We start from the raw sequence: 22,251 nt of genomic DNA, 5'->3' as shown, positions 1-22,251 counted from the left end.
GAATGACGATTTTATTCATTATATGTTAAACAAAATCATTCGTAAATCGTCATTCATAAATCGTAAATTCTAATAAGCTCTCACCAATTTGCCTTCCATAAAGTTTACGAACGCACGGTTCACTACTCTATTTCCGCCACGAGTTGGATAATTTCCTGTAAAATACCAGTCTCCGATATGATTTGGACAAGCCTTGTGCAGATTTTCAACTGTCTGATAAATCATTGCAACTTCTGCTTTCATATTTTCTGGTGTCACAATTTCGGCAACTTTCTGTGAAATTTCTTCATCAGTAAATTTATCGTATAATTGCTTTACGAAATTTTGTTCATAAGCATTATCAGTTTGCAATGCACCTACACTTTGTGCATAAACCTCATGCTTCATATATTCTATACCGTTCTGGCGAAGTAAATCAAGCATAGCTCTGAAAGCCACAAATTCTTTCATCTTCGACATATCAATACCATAACAATCTGGGTAACGAATCTGTGGAGCCGACGAAACAATGATTACTTTCTTAGGCCCAAGACGATCAATCATTTTCAAGATACTCTTTTCGAGGGTTGTTCCACGCACAATTGAGTCATCAATCAAAACTACGGTGTCGATACCTTTTCGCACAACTTCGTAGGTCATTTCATATACGTGCGAAACCATTTCGTCACGTTCATCATCATTAGTGATAAAAGTACGAAGTTTTACATCTTTCGATACTAATTTTTCGATTCTCGGACGGAAAGACAACACTTTCTTGATTTCTTCGGGCGAAAGATTGCCTTCGGTGATGCGTTTCAAACGCCAGTCGGACAAATATTGTTCTAACCCTTCCACCATTCCGAAAAACGCACTTTCGGCTGTATTCGGAATGTAAGAGAAAACTGTATTTTCAAGGTCATAATTGATTTCTTCCAAAATCTGAGGAATCAATAATTGTCCAAGTTTTTTACGCTCTTCGTAAATCTGAGGGTCAGAGCCACGTGAGAAATAAATACGCTCAAAACTACACGATTTTTTCTCCAATGGTTTCATTATCTGAAACTCATTGTATTCGCCATGCTTGTCAATAATCAAAGCATTGCCTGGCTGAACTTCTTTAATATCATCATAATTGGCATTGAAAGCAGCTTTGATAGCCGTTTTTTCAGAAGCCACAATCACAACCTCATCATTTGCCCAATAATATGCTGGACGAATTCCAGCAGGGTCACGCACAACAAATGAAGCACCGAAACCCGTCACACCAGCCATTGCATAGCCACCGTCAAAATCACGACACGCACGGTGCAGTACTCTTGGCAAATCCATGTTATCTTCGATGATGTCTGAGAGGGCGGGGTTTTCGTAGATGCCTTTGAAGCGGTCGAATACTCTTTGGTTTTCTTCGTCGAGGAAGTGTCCGATTTTCTCCATTACGGTTACGGTATCTCCCAAGTCTTTCGGGTGCTGACCCAATTTTACTAATTTATGGAAAAGTTCTTCGGCATTAGTCATGTTGAAGTTTCCTGCTACCAACATGTTTCGGCTACGCCAGTTGCTCTGACGCAACATCGGATGGCAATTTTCGATTTCGTTTTTGCCGTGTGTACCGTAGCGAAGGTGTCCGAGCCAGACTTCACCTGAGTAAGCTACATTTTCTTGCAACCATTCGGCATTTTTGAATTTGTCGGGATTGTTGCGAAGAACATCTTTGTATTTCTCGTTAATCTTGTTAAAAATATCAACAATCGGTCGATTTTCAACGGAACGGTATCGACTTATGTAACGATGGCCAGGGGCAACATCAAGTTTTACATTTCCGACTCCTGCTCCATCTTGGCCACGATTCGATTGTTTTTCCATTAAAACATACAATCGTTGAATGCCATAAAGGGGCGTACCGTATTTGTCGATGTAGTATTGAAGTGGTTTGCGAAGACGAACAAGGGCAATGCCACATTCGTGTTTAATTGCGTCGCTCATTGAGAATTTTTGGAGATTGGTTATGCAAAGTTCTAAAGAATATACGTCCCTTGCAAAGAAAAAGTTCTATTTGTTTTAAGAGAATGTTAAGGTTATTGAGGAGAAGTTTACATTATCTAAATATAAGGAAATGTTTTCTTTGAAAAAGGCTAATTTAGGCCAATTTCAAACTCTCAATTAGATTAAGTAGCCCACTCGGACTCATAAATAGATAGATGATGAAAAACAGAAATATCAACAAGAAGCCTTTGCGGATAAAACCGATTTGATAGTAGCGAACTCCAATTTTAGGCTCCTTAAAAATCATAAAATAAGGAATCTTGATATAGTAAAATATCGAAATGGCAGTGTTTAGAAGGCCAAAAATCATTACAATCAGCAACATATTACTGCCCGATGACTGGTAAGATTCCCACAGAGCAGTAAAAAGAAGTAATTTTCCAGTAAAACCTACGGTTGGAGGTAAACCTACCAAAGCAATCATAATTATCACTGCCGCCAAACCCAGAAATATATTTTCCTGTCCCAAACCTCGAAGGCTTTCGAGTTCGTAACTCTCAGTTTTTAAAGCCAATAAATCTATCAGTAAGAATGCAGCAAGCGTAATAAAAAGATAAGTAGCTATATAAAAAATTGTTGACTGAATGCCTATGATATTGGTAGCCAGCAAACCTACCAACATAAAACCAGCATGAGCAATCGTTGAATAACCGAGCATTCGCTTGGTATTGGTTTGCCACAAAGCCGATAAATTTCCAATCGTGATAGAAGCCATGATTACGATAGCCATTATCATTCGGAAATCGATACTCAATGAAGAAAAAAGGCGAATCAAAACCAATACAACGGCTGCTTTTGGTGCAATTGAAAGAAATGCTACGATAGGCGTTGGAGTGGCTTCATAAACATCAGGTGTCCAACTGTGAAAGGGAACAGCTGAGAGTTTAAAAAGTAGTCCACCGATAGTCATAAAAATGGCAATTTGGGCAATCCAAGTAGGGTTTTGACCTAAAAAAGTTGCAAATTCTTGTCCAACAAAATTGAGTGTACCTGTCATTCCATAAAGCAGTGAAATGCCATAAAGCATGATTGCCGAACTCGTTGCTCCGAATAAAAGGTATTTGATACCTGCTTCGCTATTGTTTTTTCCTTTATTGAAAACCACCAAAATATATGAGCAAATAGAAACCATTTCGAGCGAAACATAAAGCATGAGCCAGTTGGTGGTCATGGTCATGATAAACAATCCCCAAACCAAAGCCATAAAAATGGCGTAGAACTCCCCTACTACTTTATAGCCTACCACCCAAACATGAATCAAAACCGCAACCGATGCAATGGAAATAATGAGTTTGAAGAATAAACTGACGGAATCTAAATATATCAGTTGTCCAAAAAGTACACTTCCCGACTCGAAATATTGTTTATAAAATCCAAAGAACGCATAAAACACAAAACCAATACTAATCAATACACTGATTATAAGCACATTAAAAAGCACATAGGTGCGTTCGGCATCTAATTTTTGGGAAAACGCAATAGCAGCCACAATCACCAAAAACACTACTCCGAAGAGTAAGTCGGGCAATAGTACACGAGAACTAAAGAGAATATGTGATAATTTTTCAAGCATTGAATATTGGCTATTGGCTTTTAGCAATTAGCTTTTAGCGATTGGCGAAATACCATTAAAAATTGAATGAAATAAAACAGCTAAAGACTAAACGCTGATAGCTAATTGCAAAATTTAAAACCCATTTAAAAATGCCTTCACTGATTCGCCTGAAATATCAAAAATTAGGCTTGGGAAGATTCCAAAAATAATTGATAAGGCCGAAAGTGAATAAAGCATGACTATTTCACGGAAATCAAGGTCTTTCATATTTTCTTCTTGATTACGGTTTGCCCAAAATTTTCCGAAAAACATTTTTTGTAATGTCCAAAGGAAATAACCTGCCGAAAGCACAATTCCCAGCATAGCGAGCATCGAAACCCAATCAGGCAAAATTTCTGACTGGAAACCGCCCATGATTGTGAAGAATTCTCCCATGAATCCTGGTAATGTCGGCAAACCTAAAGCTCCAAAAAACGCCACCGTAACTGCCAATGTGAAATATGGCATGGCACTTGACAAACCTCTGAAATTTTCGATTAGTCGGTTGTGTGTTCGGTCGTAGATAACGCCAGCCACCAAAAACAACATTGCCGAAACTAATCCATGTCCGAACATTTGATAAATTGCTCCATTTACACCTTCAACTGTCATGGATGCCAAACCTAAAAGCACAAATCCCATGTGAGAAATGGAAGAATAGGCAATCATTTTCTTCAAATCTTCTTGGGCAAGGGCATTATAAGCACCATAAATAATTGAAATTACACCCGCACCCGCCACAATATAAGTAAACTGATAAGCAATATCAGGGAAAAAGCCATAAGCAATACGAATGAAACCATAAGCCCCTACTTTCAATAAAATTCCTGCCAAAACCACTGAAACTGGCGTTGGGGCTTCAACGTGAGCATCGGGCAACCACGTATGAAAAGGTACTGAAGGCAATTTTATTCCAAAGCCAACAATCAATAATACAAAAGCAAAAAGTCTGGCAGGCATTCCAAAAATCAGTTGCTTTTCGACAGGATGCAGAATGCTATGAGGAATATAATTTTTAAAATCTACCAATTGACGGAAGTCAAATGTGTGAACCGTTCCGCCCATTTCTTGCGAGAAAAACGAATCTTGCACCGACATCGACAAACCAATCATTACAATCAGAATGAAAATTGAGCCAACCAGCGTATAAATAAAGAATTTAATAGCTGCATATTCTCGGCGTTCGCCTCCCCAAATTCCAATTAGAAAATACATTGGAAGCAACATGAACTCAAAAAACAAAAAGAATAAGAAGAAATCAAGTGCAGCAAAACAACCGATGATACTTCCCGAAAGTAATAAGTATAATGAATGATAAGCCTTCTGGCGGTAGCCGATAGTGAAGGATGAAATCGACCCAATCAACAATACAATTCCTGAAAGTAGAATCATCGGCATATTGATACCATCAACGCCCAGTAGATAATCAATCGAAAGAACGCCGAGATTTCCGAGGCTCATACGAATCCACTCGTGTTGCTCAACAAACTGATAATCAGACAATTGTCTATCAAAATTATTATAGAGCGTAAAAATATTAAGCAAATTAATGACACTCACGATTAGCGAAATCCATCGAAATGAATCTCGGTAAGTGCTTGGCAACAACAACACCATCACCGAACCAGCAAAGGGTAGAAAAATGAGTGTTGAAAGTAAAAAATTATTCATATTTTTATTAGACGACTGTCCATAGTCGATGGACGACAGTTTTTTTCTAAGATAATTTTGTCAGACAATGACAGTAACTTTTTCTATAATCTATTGACTGTTGTCAATGGACTAAAAAAGCAAAAGAATCATCATCAAAACCAAACAAACAAAAATCGTTATGATATAAGTTTGAGCCTTTCCGTTTTGAATTTGACGAGTATATGAGCCAATTTTTGCCATTGTATTTGCTACCAAACCCACAAAACTATCTATGATATTTCTTTCAAACCAATGATTCAAGGAAGCCCAAGCAATTGTAAGGCTACCAACCGAATTTACTGCTCCATCAATTATCTTTCTATCAAAAAGATTAATTTTTGGACTTATCCAAAGCAATGGTTTTATGAAAACAGTTTGGTATAGCTCACTCAAATAATAGTTTTTAAATATAAACTTAGCAATCGTTCCCCTCGGCTCAAGTTCCTCATTATCAAGTCGATAACTTTCCTCTTTTGTAAAAATATAACCCAAAAGAACACCATTGAGTGCTACCAAAATAGCAATATATGCTACCCATTGATAGCTTGTAGCTTCGTGATGGAAAGTATGGAAAAACCAACTGCTTTCGGCAGAAAATGGATTCAAAGCAAACACAAACCCGATGGAAGCGATAGACATAACGATTGATGAAAGCTCCATTGGGCCAATTTCAGATAAGAAATCAAGTAAATCACCTTCTTCTGCATGTCTGATTTCTGCTTGTTGGCGTTCTTCATCGTCTTCAACATTTACGATTCCTTCAATACGCTTCGCTACATTTTTATATAAACTTTTTGCACTTGAAGAAATCAGTTCGAGTGGATTATCTTCTCGTTCTAAAAACACCAAAAATACTTGTCGCATCATGTAATAAGCACTCATTCCCGAAACTACTAAACACACCGCAGGTATGATAAAATATGCTTGTTTGGGTTGATGCGAAGCCCACTCAAAAGCCGCAACAACAATTGCATCTTTCGATAAAAATCCAGAGAAAAACGGAATTCCTGCCAATGCTGCGGCACAAATTGTGTAGGTATAGTAAATAATTGGAATTTCTCGGCGAAGATTGCCCATTTTACGCATATCTTGCTCATGGTGCATGTGGTGAATCACCGCTCCTGCCGACAAAAACAAACCTGCTTTAAAAAATGCGTGGGTAACTAAGTGAAAAAGTGCGGTATTAACTGCCCCAACTCCGATTCCGACCACCATCAAACCTAATTGAGAAATGGTTGAAAATGCTAAGAGTTTTTTAATATCATATTGAACAAGTGCCGAACAAGCTCCGAAAAACATCGTGAGCATACCCACAACGGCCATCACGAGAAGTGTATCTGGGGAAAGAATTGGCGTGATACGAGCCATCAGAAAAATACCTGCCGCAACCATTGTAGCAGCATGAATTAACGCTGAAACTGGTGTTGGGCCTTCCATGGCATCGGGTAGCCATACTTGCAAGGGCAACTGAGCTGATTTGGCAACACAACCACAAAAAAGCAATAAGCCAATAGTTGTCATTATCGGACTGTTCAATGATGCTGCCGACATTGTTTGTGCTTTCTCAACAATCTTCGACACATCAAGCGTACCAAAAAATCTGTAAACCAATAATATCCCAATAAAAAAGCCAATATCACCAATTCTGTTCACCAAAAACGCTTTCATAGCGGCATTGGTTGCTGATTTTTTCTCGTACCAAAAACCTACTAATAAATAAGAACACAAGCCCACCAATTCCCAAAACATAAAAATCATGAAGAGATTTCCGGAAACGATGATGCCAATCATGGCCAATATGAATAAATTGAGATAAGCGTAATATCGACCAAAACTTGGGTCGCCTTGCATGTATTTGAGCGAAAATACTTGTACCCAAAGTGCTATAAACTGCACTAAAAAGTACATCAAATATGTGAGGTCATTGAGCAGAATATCAATCGTAAAGAGTTTGTCGCTGATATAAAACCAATTATAAGAAATCACGTCGCCCGAAATATCGCTCAAGCGAATACCCATCGAGAAAAGTACACCAATAAAATTAATGAGTATTGAAAGTAAACCAATGGATTGTTCACTCAGTTGATTTCGTTTGTATAACAGAAACGAAAAACCGAATAGGTAAAACAATATATTAATTAAAATGACTAATTCAGCAGACATCCAATAATGGTCTTTTTTGCAAATATCCGACCTTATAAGCGATTATGCAAAAATGAAGCCGAATTTTATATAAGAAAAACATACAGAAGCGATTTATGTTTTAACAAAAAATTATAAGTTTGTGGCATAATCTCTATTTAACCTACCATAATAGTATGAAAAAGCACTTTTTAGGTTTACGCACTACCATTTATAAAGTTTCAGATATTTCTCAAGCAAAAATTTGGTACAGCGATATTTTAGGCTTCGAGCCTTATTTCGATGAACCATTTTATGTAGGTTATAATGTAGCTGGCTACGAACTTGGCTTGCAACCTGATGAAAAAAATGATGCAAAATCTGACGGGGTAATTACTTATTGGGGCGTTGAAAATGCTGAAGAAAAGTATAATGAATTATTGGCAGCAGGAGCAACAACTTATGAAGCTCCAAACGAAGTTGGCGGAGGAATAATTGTGGCAGCAGTAAAAGATCCTTGGGATAATGTTTTTGGTATAATCTACAATCCACATTTTAGTTTGTAGGCTATTTCACACATCGAAAACCCACGTGCATCAACGAAGTTTCAGGCGAAGTAAAAGAGCGTCCCGAAACTCGATAACCATGGCACCACCCTGGCTCACATAGAAATGAGCCACCTTTTTCCACTTTTTCAAGCGTATCGGTTGGAATTATTCCATTGATAATATCGGCATAATTGATTTTCCAATTATCGCACCATTGCCATACATTGCCTGTCATATCTGTCAGGCCAAGTGGCGTTTTACCAAAATATCCAACGGGCGATGTGTAGAAAAAACCATCGGTATTTTTGTTAAAATCAGGGAAAACTCCATTCCAAGTATTGGCAAGTGGTTTCCCATCTTTAACGATTTCATTGCCAAAGGGATAAAGATTCCTGTCGTTTTTGGCATTTCGGGCGGCGTGTTCCCATTCTATCTCTGAGGGTAATCTTTTGCCAGCCCATTTTGCGTAAGCAGCGGCATCATACCATGACACTTGCGTAACTGGATGATTATCAGGTGCTTTTGCTTGGTCTTTTCCGAGCGGATATTCCCAGTTAGCACCTTTTTTCAGCGTCCAACCTTTTGTATCTTTATCAAAAAAACCTCCATCTCCAAAATTTTCGGCGTAGGTTTTATAGTTAGTTGCCTTAACAAATTCACGAAACTGAGCCACCGTTACGGGCGAAATATCCATAAAAAATGGTTTTACTTCTGCCCAAAACATAGGTCTTTCAAAATCCATTCCATCAGTTGTTCCGATTTGTGTATATCCGCCTGGCACATAAACCATTCCTGAGGGAATGACTAAATCTTTAGGAATTTCTTGCTTCGGAAAGTTTCTGGGAGCTTCTTTTAAAATTTTTACAGTTGGAGAGAAATCAAAAGAGGTTTGTTCTGCTTTTTTTTCAGAATTGCAGGCAATAACTAAAAGTGTAACAATAAGTAAAGGTATATTTTTCATTTTTACCACATAGGGACTAAGGAACACTAAGTTACACGTAGCTTTTTAATTTTGCTTTTAGAAATTCTTAATCAAACAACGGCCAATTCACGCCCAAAAAGAAAGTACGTCTCAAACCTGGGTATGTTGAACTTACGTAATATCCGTTACTTGGAAAACCTTGATTGACGTGAGCAAATTTAAAGAAAAGTCTGACTTTATTAATTTTTAAGTCGGCAAAAACATCAGCTACTGGAGTTCCCCAAACTTTTTGTTGGTCTTGCAAGAAAAATTGACGAGTTAGTGGCATAAAATTATTTGCAAAATAGGCCGAGCGATAATAGATTTCAACGCCAGCATTGATACGCAATACTTTTGCATAAATAAATTCGTAAGAAATCGTTGTATTATTCGCAAACTTTGGTGTTGGAAGTCGATTTTCAGCTGTGTTGGCAGTATAATAAGATTGATTGGCAATCAATAATCTCTTCCAACGATATTCTACACCAAGCCCTACTCTAAAAATATTAATAGCCGATGAATCTTGCCTTACTTGAGCCTTTGTGTCGTAATAAATATAGTTGGTAATGAGCGAGTTATAAGCACTTGGCGAAAGCACAAAATTTCCTTTTTGCAAACTTGTAGAAGCGTAAAGATTAGTTGTAAAGGTTTTTGCAAGCTTTTTGTTCCAATCGTAGGCAACACTTGTAAATTTCTCATCTAAGATATTTGGTGGTACTCTCAAAATAGTAACACCTGCCTTTATTCGGGGGCTTAAATATTCAGCTTGAAGTCTCAGATTTCCCAGCGTATTGACCGCACCAAGTTCAGCTTCTGCATATACCCTTCTGACGCTATCAGGAAAGAAATAGTTTGCCCATCCGCCGACGAGCGTTTCTGTATTAATCTTATTCGGCAAATAATTCCCTGAGTCAGATCTCATCGAGTAAAAACGCTGACGCAAGTATAGTCGATAAGCAAATCCTTTATAAATTCCTTTAATTCCAAACTTATTTTCAAGTAGATTATAGCGTAAGTCCATCGAAAGGGTATCTTTAACACTCTTCGGAATAACTTGATAAAATCCTGCTTTTTCAGAAGAATCAGCACCGAATCTAATATCAGTGTATAAATCTCGGCGTTTCTGATAATCTAAAATATGATATACCTGAAAACCATTCGTGAGTTTATACTGGTGATAAACATGTAATTCATTTCGCCAATCTCTTGAAGCTGCTCCAGTAAGTTTTGACAGAAAATCTCGGTAATTACCCAAACTGCTTTCTGCCACAAATGCAGTGCTATCGCCCAATGGCTGAATACCGCCTTGTTCGAGCGGAGCATGATTGAAGTGGTTATAACTTCCAAGAACAATATATTTTTCGTTTTTTGACTCGTAGTTTGCGTGAAGCATGGCAGCCCAACTATCAACTAAACGTTCTTCACGGGTTTGTGGAGCTCCGTATTGCTTTGATGATGACATACGTCTCACATCAAGTGTGGCATTCAGTCGAGGTTTTATATTCTGTGAATGCGTAAAGTGCATAATTGCCGCACCTCCGCCCGATTGCACGTAATTTACATTAGTATAAGGCGATTTTGTATTGAAATAGGTAGTTTTTCGGACATCAAAGGCATATGCTCCATAAGTTGAATAACCCAAGTTTTTAGCAATATCGGTCGTAGGCGTAAAAAATAGTGGTTTAATTGCAGTTCCGAGATTTCCTAAATCTTGATAAAGCTGTCCGCTACGCAAATTAAAATCGAATAAATGAAAATTGGCAAGCGTAGTATCTGGATTATAGAATGTTTTACGATTATTCAGAATATCGTCTTCGAGGATATATTTGACGGTCTTTGTGCTATAAACTTGCTTTGTAGAATCATCAAGAATTTGGGCATAAGAAAAGCCATAAATTACTGATAATAAAAAAGTTATAAATATATGTTTTTTGTTCATCTAAATATTCAAAAGCTAAAATAGCGGTGTACTACGAACAAATCAAAGGACTTGTACCACAAATAATAACGCAATTTACGGCAAATCTTTGAAAGGTGGGCGATGAAAAGATTGTTAATTGTTGTTAAAGATAATGTAATGGTGGTAAACGATAGTATTTTAGACTACCTTAGATTATCACCCAACCCAAAAACAAACCAATAAAAATGATAATATAAGTTGGCACAAGACGAGTTTGGAGTAAAATCAGTGTAAGTATGATTGTCAAATCTGAAACTAAATCAAAGGCCATTGGCTGATAGAGCGATAAAGCCGCAGCAGCAGTAAGACCCGTACTGGCTGCATTGATGCCTTCGAGCGAGGCTCTGATTCCACGATATTTTTTGAGTTCATTCCAAAAACGTATCACAAAAAATATTAAGAATGTTCCAGGCAGAAAAATACCAACTGACGAAACAATACTTCCCAAAACTTCGCCGCTTGTCCCCCATTCACGCATAGATAATGCTCCAACAAAAGCCGAAATTGAAAAAACTGGTCCAGGGGCAACCTCAACGATGGCAACTCCCGACAAAAACTCATCGGCAGATAAATAATGTTTAAATTCTACAAACTCATTATAGAGAAGTGGCTTCAAAATATGTCCTCCACCGAAGGCTAAACTTCCATTACGATAAAAATTTTCAAACAAACGTACGGGCAAATTATTAGTTATTTTACCCAAAACTACCGAAAACATAAAAACACCCAACCAAAGTATAAAATTACCCCACTCAATTTTAATCGGCTGTTTTTCCATTTTTTCATGCTGGTCAAACTTAAATGAAGTTGCTAAACCTCCCAATAAAATCCAAATTGGTGTGATGTACGGTGAGGGGAATACGAAAGCGGCAATAGCAGCCAAAAGCATCAACAAAAAACTCGTTTTATTTTTAATAACTTTTATACCAATCGAAAAAGCAGCAAAAATAATGAATGCAACTCCCATTGGCTTGATGAACCGAGTCAAGTTTGCAAGTTGATCTTTTTCTACAAAAGTAACCCCTAAAGCGGCCAAAGTCATTAATAAAGTTCCTGGTAAAATCCATACTAAGAGCGTAAGATATGCCAAACTTGCTCCACCCAGTCGAAAGCCTATGGCAGTAATGGTTTGGGTAGAAGTTGGACCAGGAAGTACTTGACAAAGAGCTTGAAGTTCGAGAATTTCAGCTTCGGTGATATAGTTATGCTTTTTTACGAGCCTATCCAAAAACATCGTCAGGTGTACTTGCGGCCCACCAAAACAAGTGAGTGCAAGTATCAGTACGTCTTTCAAGAAAATGATATAACGAATCTGACGGGTTTTTGCCATACTTTGATATTTTTTACCACAAAGAAACTAAGATTCACTGAGCAAAACCTTTGTGTTACCTTAGTTCCTTTGTGGTAAAATAATTTAAAATTCTTATTTCTTAAAACCTAATTCTCTTAATCTTTCAGCCAAAAATTCGCCTGCTGTCATGTTTTCGTAGCGGCGTGGATTTTCGGCATCAATACAAGATTCCAAGCAAGTCAAATCCATATCGCCACGAGGGTGCATGAAAAAAGGAATTGAGAAGCGTGAAGTCTTCATTTTTTCTCGTGGTGGATTTACGACTCGGTGAATTGTTGACTTTAATTTATGATTCGTCAGACGGTCGAGCATATCACCAACGTTGATAACAATTTGTTCAGGTAATGCCGTTACAGCAATCCATTTTCCATCCAAACGTAATACTTCTAAGCCATCGGCCGATGCTCCCATCAAAAGCGTGATTAAGTTTATATCGCCATGAGCGGCGGCACGCACTGCCCCTTCAGGCAAAGCGTCTGGATTTTCGATGGGAAAATAGTGCAAAGCACGCAAAATACTATCACCATTACGTACTTTTTCCTCGAAGAAATCTTCCGAAAGACCTAAATATAAGGCAATTGCACGCAAAAGTGTCTTCCCTGTGTTTTCAAAAGTCTTATAAACTTCGGTCGTATATTGCTCAAATTCGGGTACTTCAGCAGGAAAAATATTAGATGGCATATTGCCCTCAACCACTGGCTGACCAACGTGATAAAATTCTTTCAAATCAGGCTTCGTAAAACCTTTAGCAGTTTCTTTTCCTTTACCTACATAGCCACGTTGCCCCAATAGTTCGGGGAACTCATATTTAGTTTTATTTTCATCTGGTTGATAGAAAAACTTTTGAACCGCAGCGTAAAGTTTTTCACGAAGTTCATCAGAAAGACCATGATTTTTGATAGCTACAAAACCGATAGTATTGAAGGCAGCTCCGAGGTCTTGAACGAATTTATTTTTAAGTGTGTCATCACCAGAAGTAAAGTCCGCCAAATCAAGCGACGGAATAGAATCAAGAAGTGTTTGTTCCATAAGATGAAGATTTTTAGCAAAAGTAAGAAAAATCATTGATTGTGAGAAATCGGAGTACCACAATAGCATTTAGTGCACGCTACTTCATTCAAGATTTCAAAAGAAGAAAACATCATTTTAAATCAAAACCAACCAGAATTTCTTAATATTTCTGCAATTAATATTCCCCAATAAGTTCCTGTTGCGTTTCCTAAAGCTCCAACTAAAATCCCAGGTAATGTAAGGTCAGTTCGATTAAGGCTTCGTGAAAGTGCCATTGCCGACGCCGAACCACCTACATTTGCTTGTGAAGCAATCGAAACGATATCCCAGTCTTGTTTGAATAATGCTCCTAAACCAAAAATAATAAGTCCATGTACTGTAACCAAAATTGTCACGAAAATAAGCAACACGAGTGCCAAAGCACCATCTTTAAGCAATGCTGGCACATCGCAATACGCCCCAATAACCGCCAAAAACAAATAAACGCCCAATAATCCAAGCAATTTATGTCCTTTTAGTCGATTGACAGCTGGAATTTGTGCCAAAATCAAAGCAATGGTTGTGAGCCACAAAATAGTAGGAATTTGTGGAATCTGGCTACTTAACCAAGTCGAAAGTCGAATTCCAGCCAAACTGATTGCTATCAAAAAAGCTAAATCGAACGGACGCACACTTTCTACATCAGATGAATAATGTTGAGTTTCATTCTGCGTTTCTTCCGAAATTTCAATGAGTTTTTTTCTTGGAAACCTCTTATTTAAAATCTGTGGCAAAGCCAGCGTAGCGATTACCCAAAGAGCCGTGATGATATTATCGGCAACGGTTGCGGCCGAAAAAAGGCTTCCTTGCTGTGAAACTCCATAGTGCAAGGCAACAGCATTAAAATTGATACTTCCGCCAATGTATGTCCCCGTGTACATTCCTCCAATTGCATAAAACAGTTGGCCGATTTGAGATTTACCACTCACCAGCCACATGGCCAGCAAAGCTCCAATCATTGTAGCAAATGAACCAATCAGAAACATCGTGAGCATTGGCTTTCCTGCTTTTTTTAAACTACTCAAATTGACATTGAGCAACATCAAGAAAATAGAAAGCGGGGCAATATAGGCAAAAATACCATCGTATAAAGGTGTAGATGGAGTAGATGCTGGAATGATTCCCAAGTTAGCAACGATAGCTGTTAAGATTATCACCGTCAGGCCAGTACCGACATGTCGGAAAAAAGGTTTTTGACAAAGCCACTCGGAAATAACAATATTAAGGCACAAAATGGCCAAAATTGAAAGTGTATCGTTGAACATATTAAGGTATTTTAGGCTTGAGTTTTTGAGATTTATAGGCGTATAAATATAATGTTTTTTTCTTGTTTATTACTGGAAAAATAAAATATTTGACACCCAACTTCATGATTTCAGCAAAAAAAACTTGAAAAGGTTTCAATACTTTTTTAATTTTCTTCATAAATATTTTTGCATTGACCTTCTTTCTCATTTATTTATTCATTCGAAAGCACAATACAATAACATTTTATAAAAAAAATGATATTCTACTTATTCTTATTTATATTTTTACAAATATTTTACTCAGGTAATCTGGGAAGTTTCATAGTTTTTTTGTCTATTCATCGATTCATAACACTGTGTATCTTCTCCTACATTGATGTATAAATACCAATTTTTTAGTCTATCTATCAATTATTTTTAACCAAACACCCAAATACTTATTTAAACAAAACGACAATGAAAGTTCAAAAAATTATTTTACTTGCACTACTTTCTTTTATGGGGCTGAATACTTTTGCTCAAAAATGGACAGCTCAAAAAGCCAACGAATGGTATGCCAAACAAGGCACGCTTACGGGGGCAAACTTTATTCCCAGCAATGCAATCAATCAATTAGAAATGTGGCAGGCTGATACTTTCGACCCTACAACTATTGAACGTGAATTAGGTTGGGCAGAATCGCTCGGCATGAATGTTATGCGTGTATATCTACATGATTTGGTGTATGAAGAGAACAAAGAAGGATTCTTGAAAAGAATGGACGATTTTTTGAAAATTGCAGATAAACACCATATCAAAATATTTTTCGTTTTTTTTGATTCTTGTTGGAACGACGACCCAAAACTGGGCAAACAACCAGAACCTAAAACTGGCGTTCATAATTCAGGTTGGGTAAGAAGTCCAGGGACAAAAGTGTTATTTGATTCTCGTAAATGGGGAAGATTGGAAGAATATGTAAAAGGTACTCTCAAACATTTTGCCAACGATAATAGAATTTTGGGCTGGGATTTATTCAATGAACCTTCCAATAGCGGCTATTTAGATGCTTGTTTACCACTTTTAAAGAAGACTTTTGAATGGGCATTAGAAGTGCGTCCTTCACAACCAATTACAGCGGCAGTCTGGAATAATCACGAACTTAGCAACCAACTCATGCTCGAAAATTCAGATATTATTACTTTCCATAATTATAAAGATGCACAAAATCTTGAAAATGAGATAAAGAGACTCCAAAAATATGGTCGCCCGATGATTTGCTCAGAATACATGGCCCGCCGTGACAATAGTTTCTTCCAAACTTGCCTACCTGTATTTAAAAAATACAATGTTGGTGCAATAAACTGGGGATTAGTAGCAGGAAAAACCAACACGATTTATGCGTGGTCGAATCCAATGCCTGATGGAGGAGAACCACAACTTTGGTTTCATGATATTTTCAGAAAAGATGGCTCTATCTACAAAGCTGAAGAAGTTGAGGCCATCAAGAAACACACAGGAAAGAAATAAAATTACTTAAATCATAAGGAAAAGGCTCTCTTGTAATCAATAGTCCAGGACTTTAATTCAAGTTGCTACCCTAAAAATGCGTAACACTTAAATGTTTACAACAAACATTAAGCGGTTCTATCGCAGTAAGTAGCAACTTGAATTAATTAACCTTTCGGGTTTTAGAGTGTTTAAATTTTTCCAAAAACACCTAACTTTCTTCAAATTTAGATCAAACCTATTCTGAACTAACTTTATACCATGCGTATTTCGCTCGTTTTAGTACTATTTCTACTCTTTTCATTGGCTTGTGAAAAAAATACAGATCCATTAGCTTCTAAGGCATTTGGAAAGATACCCGATTATAATTGGGTATTTCCTGAGGCTGAAATGAGGAATATTGTTATTCAGTTAGGCCAAGCCAATTGGGAAAAAATACAAAAAGACATGGAATATCGAACAGCACGAAAGTTTGGTAGTACAACCACTATTCCTGGAGCGGTACCACCAGCAGGAAACGGTAACCTTGATGCCGTACCTGGCGACCCTATTTATGTCGAGGCAGATGTACTACAAGGAAGTAATCAATGGAAAAAAGTTGGCTTTAGGTTAAAAGGGAATGCTTCTCTGAATGCTACATGGCGGAGTGGGGTTTATAAACTTCCTTTCAAAATACAATTTGATGAATTTGAAGATACATTCACTGAGACTAAAAATCAAAGATTTTATGGTTTCAAAGAATTATCTTTTGCTCCAAGCTATGGCGATAATACTTTTATGAAAGAAAAACTCTTAACTGACCTCTTCCGAAAAGCAGGCGTAATGGCATGTAAAGTTGCTTACTATAAAGTATATATAGACTTTGGGCAAGGACAAAAATATTGTGGTATTTATCAAGCCATTGAGACTGTTGAAGAACACATGGTGGAAATTCAAAGTGGACTCAAAGTTGGCAATGTTTATAAACCAGAGTCAAATATGCAAACTTTTATAACCGCACAATTTGAAAAACAAAACAACAAAGAATTAGCCGATTATAGCGACGTAAAAAACTTCATTTCAGCACTTAATAGCCCTTTAAGAGTAAGCAACCGACCACTTTGGAAAAAACAGTTGGAGGCAGTTTTTGATGTAAAAAGTTTTCTGAAATACTTGGCAGTGAATAATACTGTTGGCAATTGGGATAATTATGGACAAGTCATGCACAATTATTTTTTGGCAAATACCGAAGGGGTTTTACGCTGGATTCCTTATGATTTGAATCTTTCGTTTCAGATGAAAGGTGGTTTAAATCGAACTGCTCTAACGATGGAAATGAATGAAGTAGGCTCACAGTGGCCTTTAATAAGATATTTAATTGATGACCCAGAGTATTTTAATTTTTATAAGGCAGCTGTTAAAGATTTTGTAGAAAAATATTTCACACCAACTACCATGAATGAATACATCAAAAAGCATAAAACTATTTTAGCTCCAAGTTTCACAGCAACTGAAATAGAAAAACCACCATATAGCTTTTTGCAAAATCCACAAAGTTTCGAAAAAGCAGTTTCTGATTTAGAGAAATATATCAATGAGCGATACATCGCTGCTTCGGCCTTTACGAAAGACTAACCTCTCCTCAATGAAGACTCTCTGATAATCAATTCGCCTTCAATTATTTGATTATAAGGCACAAAGTTTTTTTTGTTGTTAATATACTCTATTAAAATTCTGATAGCAGCTTTACCAATTTTTGCTGGAAAGTGATTAAATACCGTGAGCGATGGCTCAAAATATTCCGCAAGAATATCATCACCAAAACCAGCAAAAGCTATATCATCAGGTATTTTTATTCCTTTTAACTTGGCAGCTCGCATCATTTCAATAGCATTTCTATTGAGTATTGTAAATATTCCATCGGGAGGATTTGGTAAGTTCAAAAAATATTCTAAAGTCTTCGAACCTGCCCCTTTTGAAATATCGGAATGAACGATATAGTCCTCGTTAATTTCGACACCATGCTTTTGAAGGGCTGATTTATATCCTTCGATTCGGGATTTACAAATTAGCATATCTTTAGGGCCAGACATCATTCCGATTCGCTTACAACCTTGAGCAATCAAGTGTTCTACCAAATCAAAACTACCCTTAAAGTCTTGATGTATGACATTAGGTGTATTGATGTCAGTATTAATTCTATCATACTGAACAACAGGAATCCCTTTTTCGGTCAATTTTCTAATATGTTCAAATGAGATTGTTTCTTTAGAATGGCTAATCAACAAGCCATCTACTCTACATGCCATTAGAGTTTCAGTATTAAGCACCTCTATTCGATGAGACTCATTAGAGTGGCAAACAATAATTCTATAACCAGTATTATTGGCAACTTGTTGAATTCCAGCCAAAACTGCAGCAAAAAACGGATGTTCAACATCAGGAACGATTACCCCAATTGTATGCGTACTTCCTTTATGCAGGCTCTGTGCTAAAAAATTGGGCTTATAGTCTAAATCTAACGCAGCCTGAATAATGGCATCTTTTGTTTTGGGATTTATATCTGTTTTATTATTTAAAGCCCTTGATACCGTTGACACTGAGACTCCTAAATGTTTTGCCACATCAATTATCGTAATTTGGCTATTCTCTTTTGTTGATGCTTCAGCAGCACTGATTTCATTTACAAAATGGTGATTACACAATTTACAATGAAATCTTTGCTGACCACGCAAAAAACCAGCTTTTATTATCCCATCAACTTGACCGCACTTTATACACTTCTGCATTTCAATAATTGTATTTTTTTAAGATTATGTAGAACTACCTTTTGGTGTTTTTTACCATAAGATGAATCTATTTTTTTTGCTTAGCTACTTGCTTTTCTTTCAAAAGCATTTTTAGAAGAACTATCGAAAACGATTTCGGAAACGTTATCGGTAGTTCTTGTTTTTTTTCCATTGTCAATTTGACACTTTTTGTTTGAAAATCAAAATTTGCAACTATACATTCGATTCAAGGTAGCTATAAGGATTTTAAGAAAAACTATCATTTCAGCTACAATAAATTGTATTATTTAAATAAATAAATCTACTGTAAAATGACAAAAAACTACAGAGTGGAAAAAAAATCGATACGATGGAGCATAGCAGCTTTCCTATTACTGCTAAGTCCACTATCGCTACTGGCTCAATCAAAACTCATTAGTGGCAAAGTAAGAGACGCCTCTAATAATGACTTTCTTCCAAGCGTAAGTGTTACGATAAAAGGAACAACCAAGGGTTCGATTGCTGATGCTTCTGGAAATTATAAAATTGAAGCTTCAGCCAACGACATCTTGGTTTTCAGTTTTATTGGCTATGAAAATCAAGAAGTTTTAGTCGGAAATCGTACAAACATTGATATAGCCTTAGTAGTTGGTTCAGCCAATGAATTGAATGAAGTTGTAGTGGTTGGTTATGGTACCCAAAAGAAAAGAGATATTACGGGTTCAGTTGTATCTGTTACCGAAGCAACTCTAAAAGAAGTACCAGCACCTAACCTTTTGAATGCCTTGAAAGGCAGAGCAGCGGGGGTTTCGATTGTAAGTAATGGTTCTACACCAGGTAGCCAAGCGTCAATTCGTATTCGTGGAAACCGGTCATTGACCACTGGTAATGGAGACGGTCTTGATGGTCCACTTGTTGTGGTTGACGGAATTCCTTTTGGTGGCTTGAATGATATTAACCCTGATGATATTTCTAATATTGAAATCTTGAAAGATGCCTCAGCAACTGCCATTTTTGGTTCAAGAGGTGCAGGTGGTGTAATATTGGTAACAACCAAGCGAGGTAAAGTTGGAAAACCTGTACTTAGCTATGACGGATATCATGGTGTAACAAGCATCATGGGAAAATACAACGTGATGAATGGCGAGCAATATGCTAAATTTAAGGAACTATCAGCAGCATATAATACGCAAGGTGCAGGTACAACTGCTTACCCACTAACAGAAGAAGAAAGAGCAAATTTGGCCGCTGGTATCTCGACTGATTGGCAAGATTTATTGTACAAACAAGGCTTTAATACAAGCCACCAGCTTGGTTTACAAGGTGGTGTAGAAAATACTCAATATGGAATGGGTATTGGCTACTTCAACGAAACGGGTATCATGCCAAATCAAAACTTTGACCGTATGAACATTCGTGCCACGATTGATCAAAAAATTGGGAAGCGTGTAAAAGTAGGTTTAAATACAATCAATACCTTGACCCGTAGAAATGACCCTGCGGGCGGTGGCATTCCTACTGAATTGGTGCGTCTTTCGCCCTTAGTTCCAGCCTACAACGCAGATGGAACAGTAAACTTAAACCCTAAAAAAGGAACAATTGAAGCTCAAGCAGTGAGTCCATTAACGCTCATCTCACGTGGTGATGATATTCTTTCAAACGAGCGTTCTCTCAGAACTTTCAATAGCTTGTATGCAGAAGTCAATATTTTAGATGGTCTTAAATATCGTTTTAATGCAGGTCTGAACTTTAGTCAAGTACATTTCAATGGTTATGCTCCACCTAATACTTTCGTAAATACAGGTGTTGACCAAAGTGTATCAAATGCAGATATTAGAAATACAGAATATTGGGATGTGAACTTGCAGCACCTGCTATATTACGATAAAACTTTTGCCAAAAAGCACAAAGTTGGTGTTACGGCTCTTTACGAAATGACCAAAAACCATAATTTAGGGAGCAATTTTAATGTGAAAGGTGTACCAGCCGATTATATCCAAACAGCAAACTTTGCTTTAGCATCTGGGGTAGTAACAGCTAATCCTAACTTTGGTAATTCTTTCGGCCAAACTGGTTTATTATCTTACATGGCACGTTTGAATTATACATTCAACGATAGATATACCATGACAGCGACATTTCGTAGAGACGGTTCTTCTACGTTATCGCCTGGTAATCAATATTTTAATTATCCTGCAATTGGTTTAAGTTGGAATATTATCGACGAACCATTCATGAAAAACCTTACTTTCTTATCTAACTTGAAACTTAGAGGAGGTTGGGGTATTTCGGGTAATAGAAACGTAGGAGCTTATGCCACACTCGGAGCATTATCGTCTGGATATTACAATTTCGGTACTACAACTGCTGGTCAAGCACTTGCTTATACAGTAACAAGCTTGCCTGCAAGCGATTTAGGCTGGCAATCAACTTCACAGTCGGATTTTGGTTTAGAAATTGGTTTGTTTGATAACCGTATCACAGGTTCATTTGATGTTTACAAACAAAATACAAAAGATATTTTGCTTTCGGTGAATTTACCACAAAGTAACGGAGCTGGTTCAGCTTTGAAAAACTTAGGTAAGACCGAAGGAAAAGGCTTTGAGTCATCTTTAACTTTTGATATTTTCAGAAACAAAAGTGGCTTTAACTGGAGTGCTGATGTAACTTATTTCTTCAATCGTGAAAAAATTACTCAACTTACTACTCCTACTGAGTTAGATAATAAAGGTAATTTCTGGTTTGTTGGTCATCCACTCACAGTAATTTATGATTATAACAAAATCGGTATCTGGCAAACTGGCGATGGCGATTTAGCTAAGCAAACTTCACCTGTACAGGTCCCTGGCGAAATCAGAGTAGAAGATGTTGATGGAAATGGAAAAATTGATGCGGCTGACCGTAAAATTATTGGAAATTTCCAACCTAAATGGGAAGGTGGTATAACCAACAGAATTAGCTTCAAAGGCTTTGATTTATCAATCGTTACTTATGCTCGAATGGGTATGAAGGTTTTAGTACCTTATTTGGCTGGTACATCGGGTGGTGGTTCAGGTTTTGGTTTCTTAAACCAAGGTCGTTCTAACCAACTCGTAATGGATTATTGGACAGTTGACAATCCGACAAATGCTTTCCCGAAACCAAATGCTGGTGGTGGTGTAAGAGATTTTACTTCGACAACACAATACCAAGATGGCTCATTCATCAAGGTAAGAAGTATGAACTTAGGTTATACAGTACCTACAAAAACTCTTGGCAAAATTGGTATTTCTTCAGCTCGTATCTACGTAAATGCAACAAATCCATTTATTCTTTACTCTCCATTAGTTAAAGCTAAACTTGCTGTTGACCCAGAAGGAAATGGATATGGAAATACAATACAAGGAGGTAATTTCAACCGTGTTATAAGTGTAAACCTAAATAATCCGCCTGTACGTCAGTTTACTTTAGGTGTAAATCTTAAATTTTAATTG

Annotated in this window: 14 protein-coding genes; 4 read left to right on the top strand and 10 right to left on the bottom strand. The window is 37.2% G+C overall.

Annotated elements, in window-relative coordinates:
* Positions 1-69: 69 nt before the first annotated feature.
* The 4 genes from ABR854_RS01400 to nuoL all read right to left on the bottom strand — a co-directional run bounded on the left by ABR854_RS01400 (position 70) and on the right by nuoL (position 7,471).
* On the bottom strand, positions 70-1,962 hold the full coding sequence (locus tag ABR854_RS01400; protein WP_064197848.1) for an amidophosphoribosyltransferase: 1,893 nt from the start codon (positions 1,960-1,962) through the stop codon (positions 70-72).
* 154 nt (positions 1,963-2,116) lie between these two features.
* Positions 2,117-3,595 carry an NADH-quinone oxidoreductase subunit N gene (locus tag ABR854_RS01395; protein ID WP_350263554.1) on the bottom strand — a complete coding sequence of 493 codons (1,479 nt, stop codon included), beginning with the start codon at positions 3,593-3,595 and terminating at the stop codon, positions 2,117-2,119.
* A gap of 114 nt (positions 3,596-3,709) precedes the next feature.
* Positions 3,710-5,287, bottom strand: coding sequence for a complex I subunit 4 family protein (locus ABR854_RS01390; protein ID WP_350263553.1), 1,578 nt, complete (start codon positions 5,285-5,287; stop codon positions 3,710-3,712).
* A gap of 111 nt (positions 5,288-5,398) precedes the next feature.
* Positions 5,399-7,471: an NADH-quinone oxidoreductase subunit L gene (gene nuoL, locus ABR854_RS01385; protein WP_350263552.1), complete on the bottom strand. Its 2,073-nt coding sequence runs from the start codon at positions 7,469-7,471 to the stop codon at positions 5,399-5,401.
* A gap of 155 nt (positions 7,472-7,626) precedes the next feature.
* Here nuoL and ABR854_RS01380 point away from each other — a divergent pair, with 155 nt between their 5' ends.
* Positions 7,627-7,995 carry a VOC family protein gene (locus ABR854_RS01380; protein WP_350263551.1) on the top strand — a complete coding sequence of 123 codons (369 nt, stop codon included), beginning with the start codon at positions 7,627-7,629 and terminating at the stop codon, positions 7,993-7,995.
* A gap of 1 nt (position 7,996) precedes the next feature.
* On the opposite strand, the gene ABR854_RS01375 is transcribed toward ABR854_RS01380, so the two are convergent.
* The 5 genes from ABR854_RS01375 to ABR854_RS01355 form a co-directional block, all read right to left on the bottom strand.
* A complete protein-coding gene (locus ABR854_RS01375; RefSeq protein ID WP_350263550.1) occupies positions 7,997-8,938 on the bottom strand; it encodes a formylglycine-generating enzyme family protein in 942 nt (313 codons plus the stop codon).
* Positions 8,939-9,005: 67 nt separating this feature from the next.
* On the bottom strand, positions 9,006-10,877 hold the full coding sequence (locus ABR854_RS01370) for a putative porin (protein WP_350263549.1): 1,872 nt from the start codon (positions 10,875-10,877) through the stop codon (positions 9,006-9,008).
* Between the two features lie 169 nt (positions 10,878-11,046).
* Positions 11,047-12,228 carry a chromate efflux transporter gene (gene chrA / locus ABR854_RS01365; protein WP_350263548.1) on the bottom strand — a complete coding sequence of 394 codons (1,182 nt, stop codon included), beginning with the start codon at positions 12,226-12,228 and terminating at the stop codon, positions 11,047-11,049.
* Positions 12,229-12,321: 93 nt separating this feature from the next.
* On the bottom strand, positions 12,322-13,278 hold the full coding sequence (locus ABR854_RS01360) for an isopenicillin N synthase family dioxygenase (protein ID WP_350263547.1): 957 nt from the start codon (positions 13,276-13,278) through the stop codon (positions 12,322-12,324).
* Between the two features lie 122 nt (positions 13,279-13,400).
* On the bottom strand, positions 13,401-14,564 hold the full coding sequence (locus tag ABR854_RS01355) for a DUF819 family protein (RefSeq protein ID WP_350263546.1): 1,164 nt from the start codon (positions 14,562-14,564) through the stop codon (positions 13,401-13,403).
* Positions 14,565-15,002: 438 nt separating this feature from the next.
* On the opposite strand from ABR854_RS01355, the gene ABR854_RS01350 reads away from it, so the two are divergent.
* Together ABR854_RS01350 and ABR854_RS01345 are read left to right on the top strand one after the other, a co-directional pair.
* The gene (locus tag ABR854_RS01350; RefSeq protein ID WP_350263545.1) at positions 15,003-16,052 is read left to right on the top strand and encodes a cellulase family glycosylhydrolase; all 1,050 of its coding nucleotides are present in this window, start codon (positions 15,003-15,005) and stop codon (positions 16,050-16,052) included.
* A 240-nt stretch (positions 16,053-16,292) separates the two neighbouring features.
* Entirely contained in the window at positions 16,293-17,645 is a 1,353-nt protein-coding gene (locus ABR854_RS01345) for a CotH kinase family protein (protein ID WP_350263544.1), read from the top strand.
* Here the strand turns inward: ABR854_RS01345 and ABR854_RS01340 are convergent.
* Positions 17,642-18,799 carry a substrate-binding domain-containing protein gene (locus ABR854_RS01340; RefSeq protein WP_350263543.1) on the bottom strand — a complete coding sequence of 386 codons (1,158 nt, stop codon included), beginning with the start codon at positions 18,797-18,799 and terminating at the stop codon, positions 17,642-17,644. The two genes, ABR854_RS01345 and ABR854_RS01340, sit on opposite strands and share 4 nt — an antisense overlap.
* 311 nt (positions 18,800-19,110) lie before the next feature.
* Between ABR854_RS01340 and ABR854_RS01335 the strand changes: the two genes are divergently transcribed.
* The gene (locus tag ABR854_RS01335; protein WP_350263542.1) at positions 19,111-22,248 is read left to right on the top strand and encodes a SusC/RagA family TonB-linked outer membrane protein; all 3,138 of its coding nucleotides are present in this window, start codon (positions 19,111-19,113) and stop codon (positions 22,246-22,248) included.
* Positions 22,249-22,251 lie beyond the last annotated feature (3 nt).

It is taken from the genome of Emticicia sp. W12TSBA100-4 (assembly GCF_040253585.1).
GTDB lineage: Bacteria > Bacteroidota > Bacteroidia > Cytophagales > Spirosomataceae > Emticicia.
This window is presented reverse-complemented; position numbering and strand designations above follow the sequence as displayed.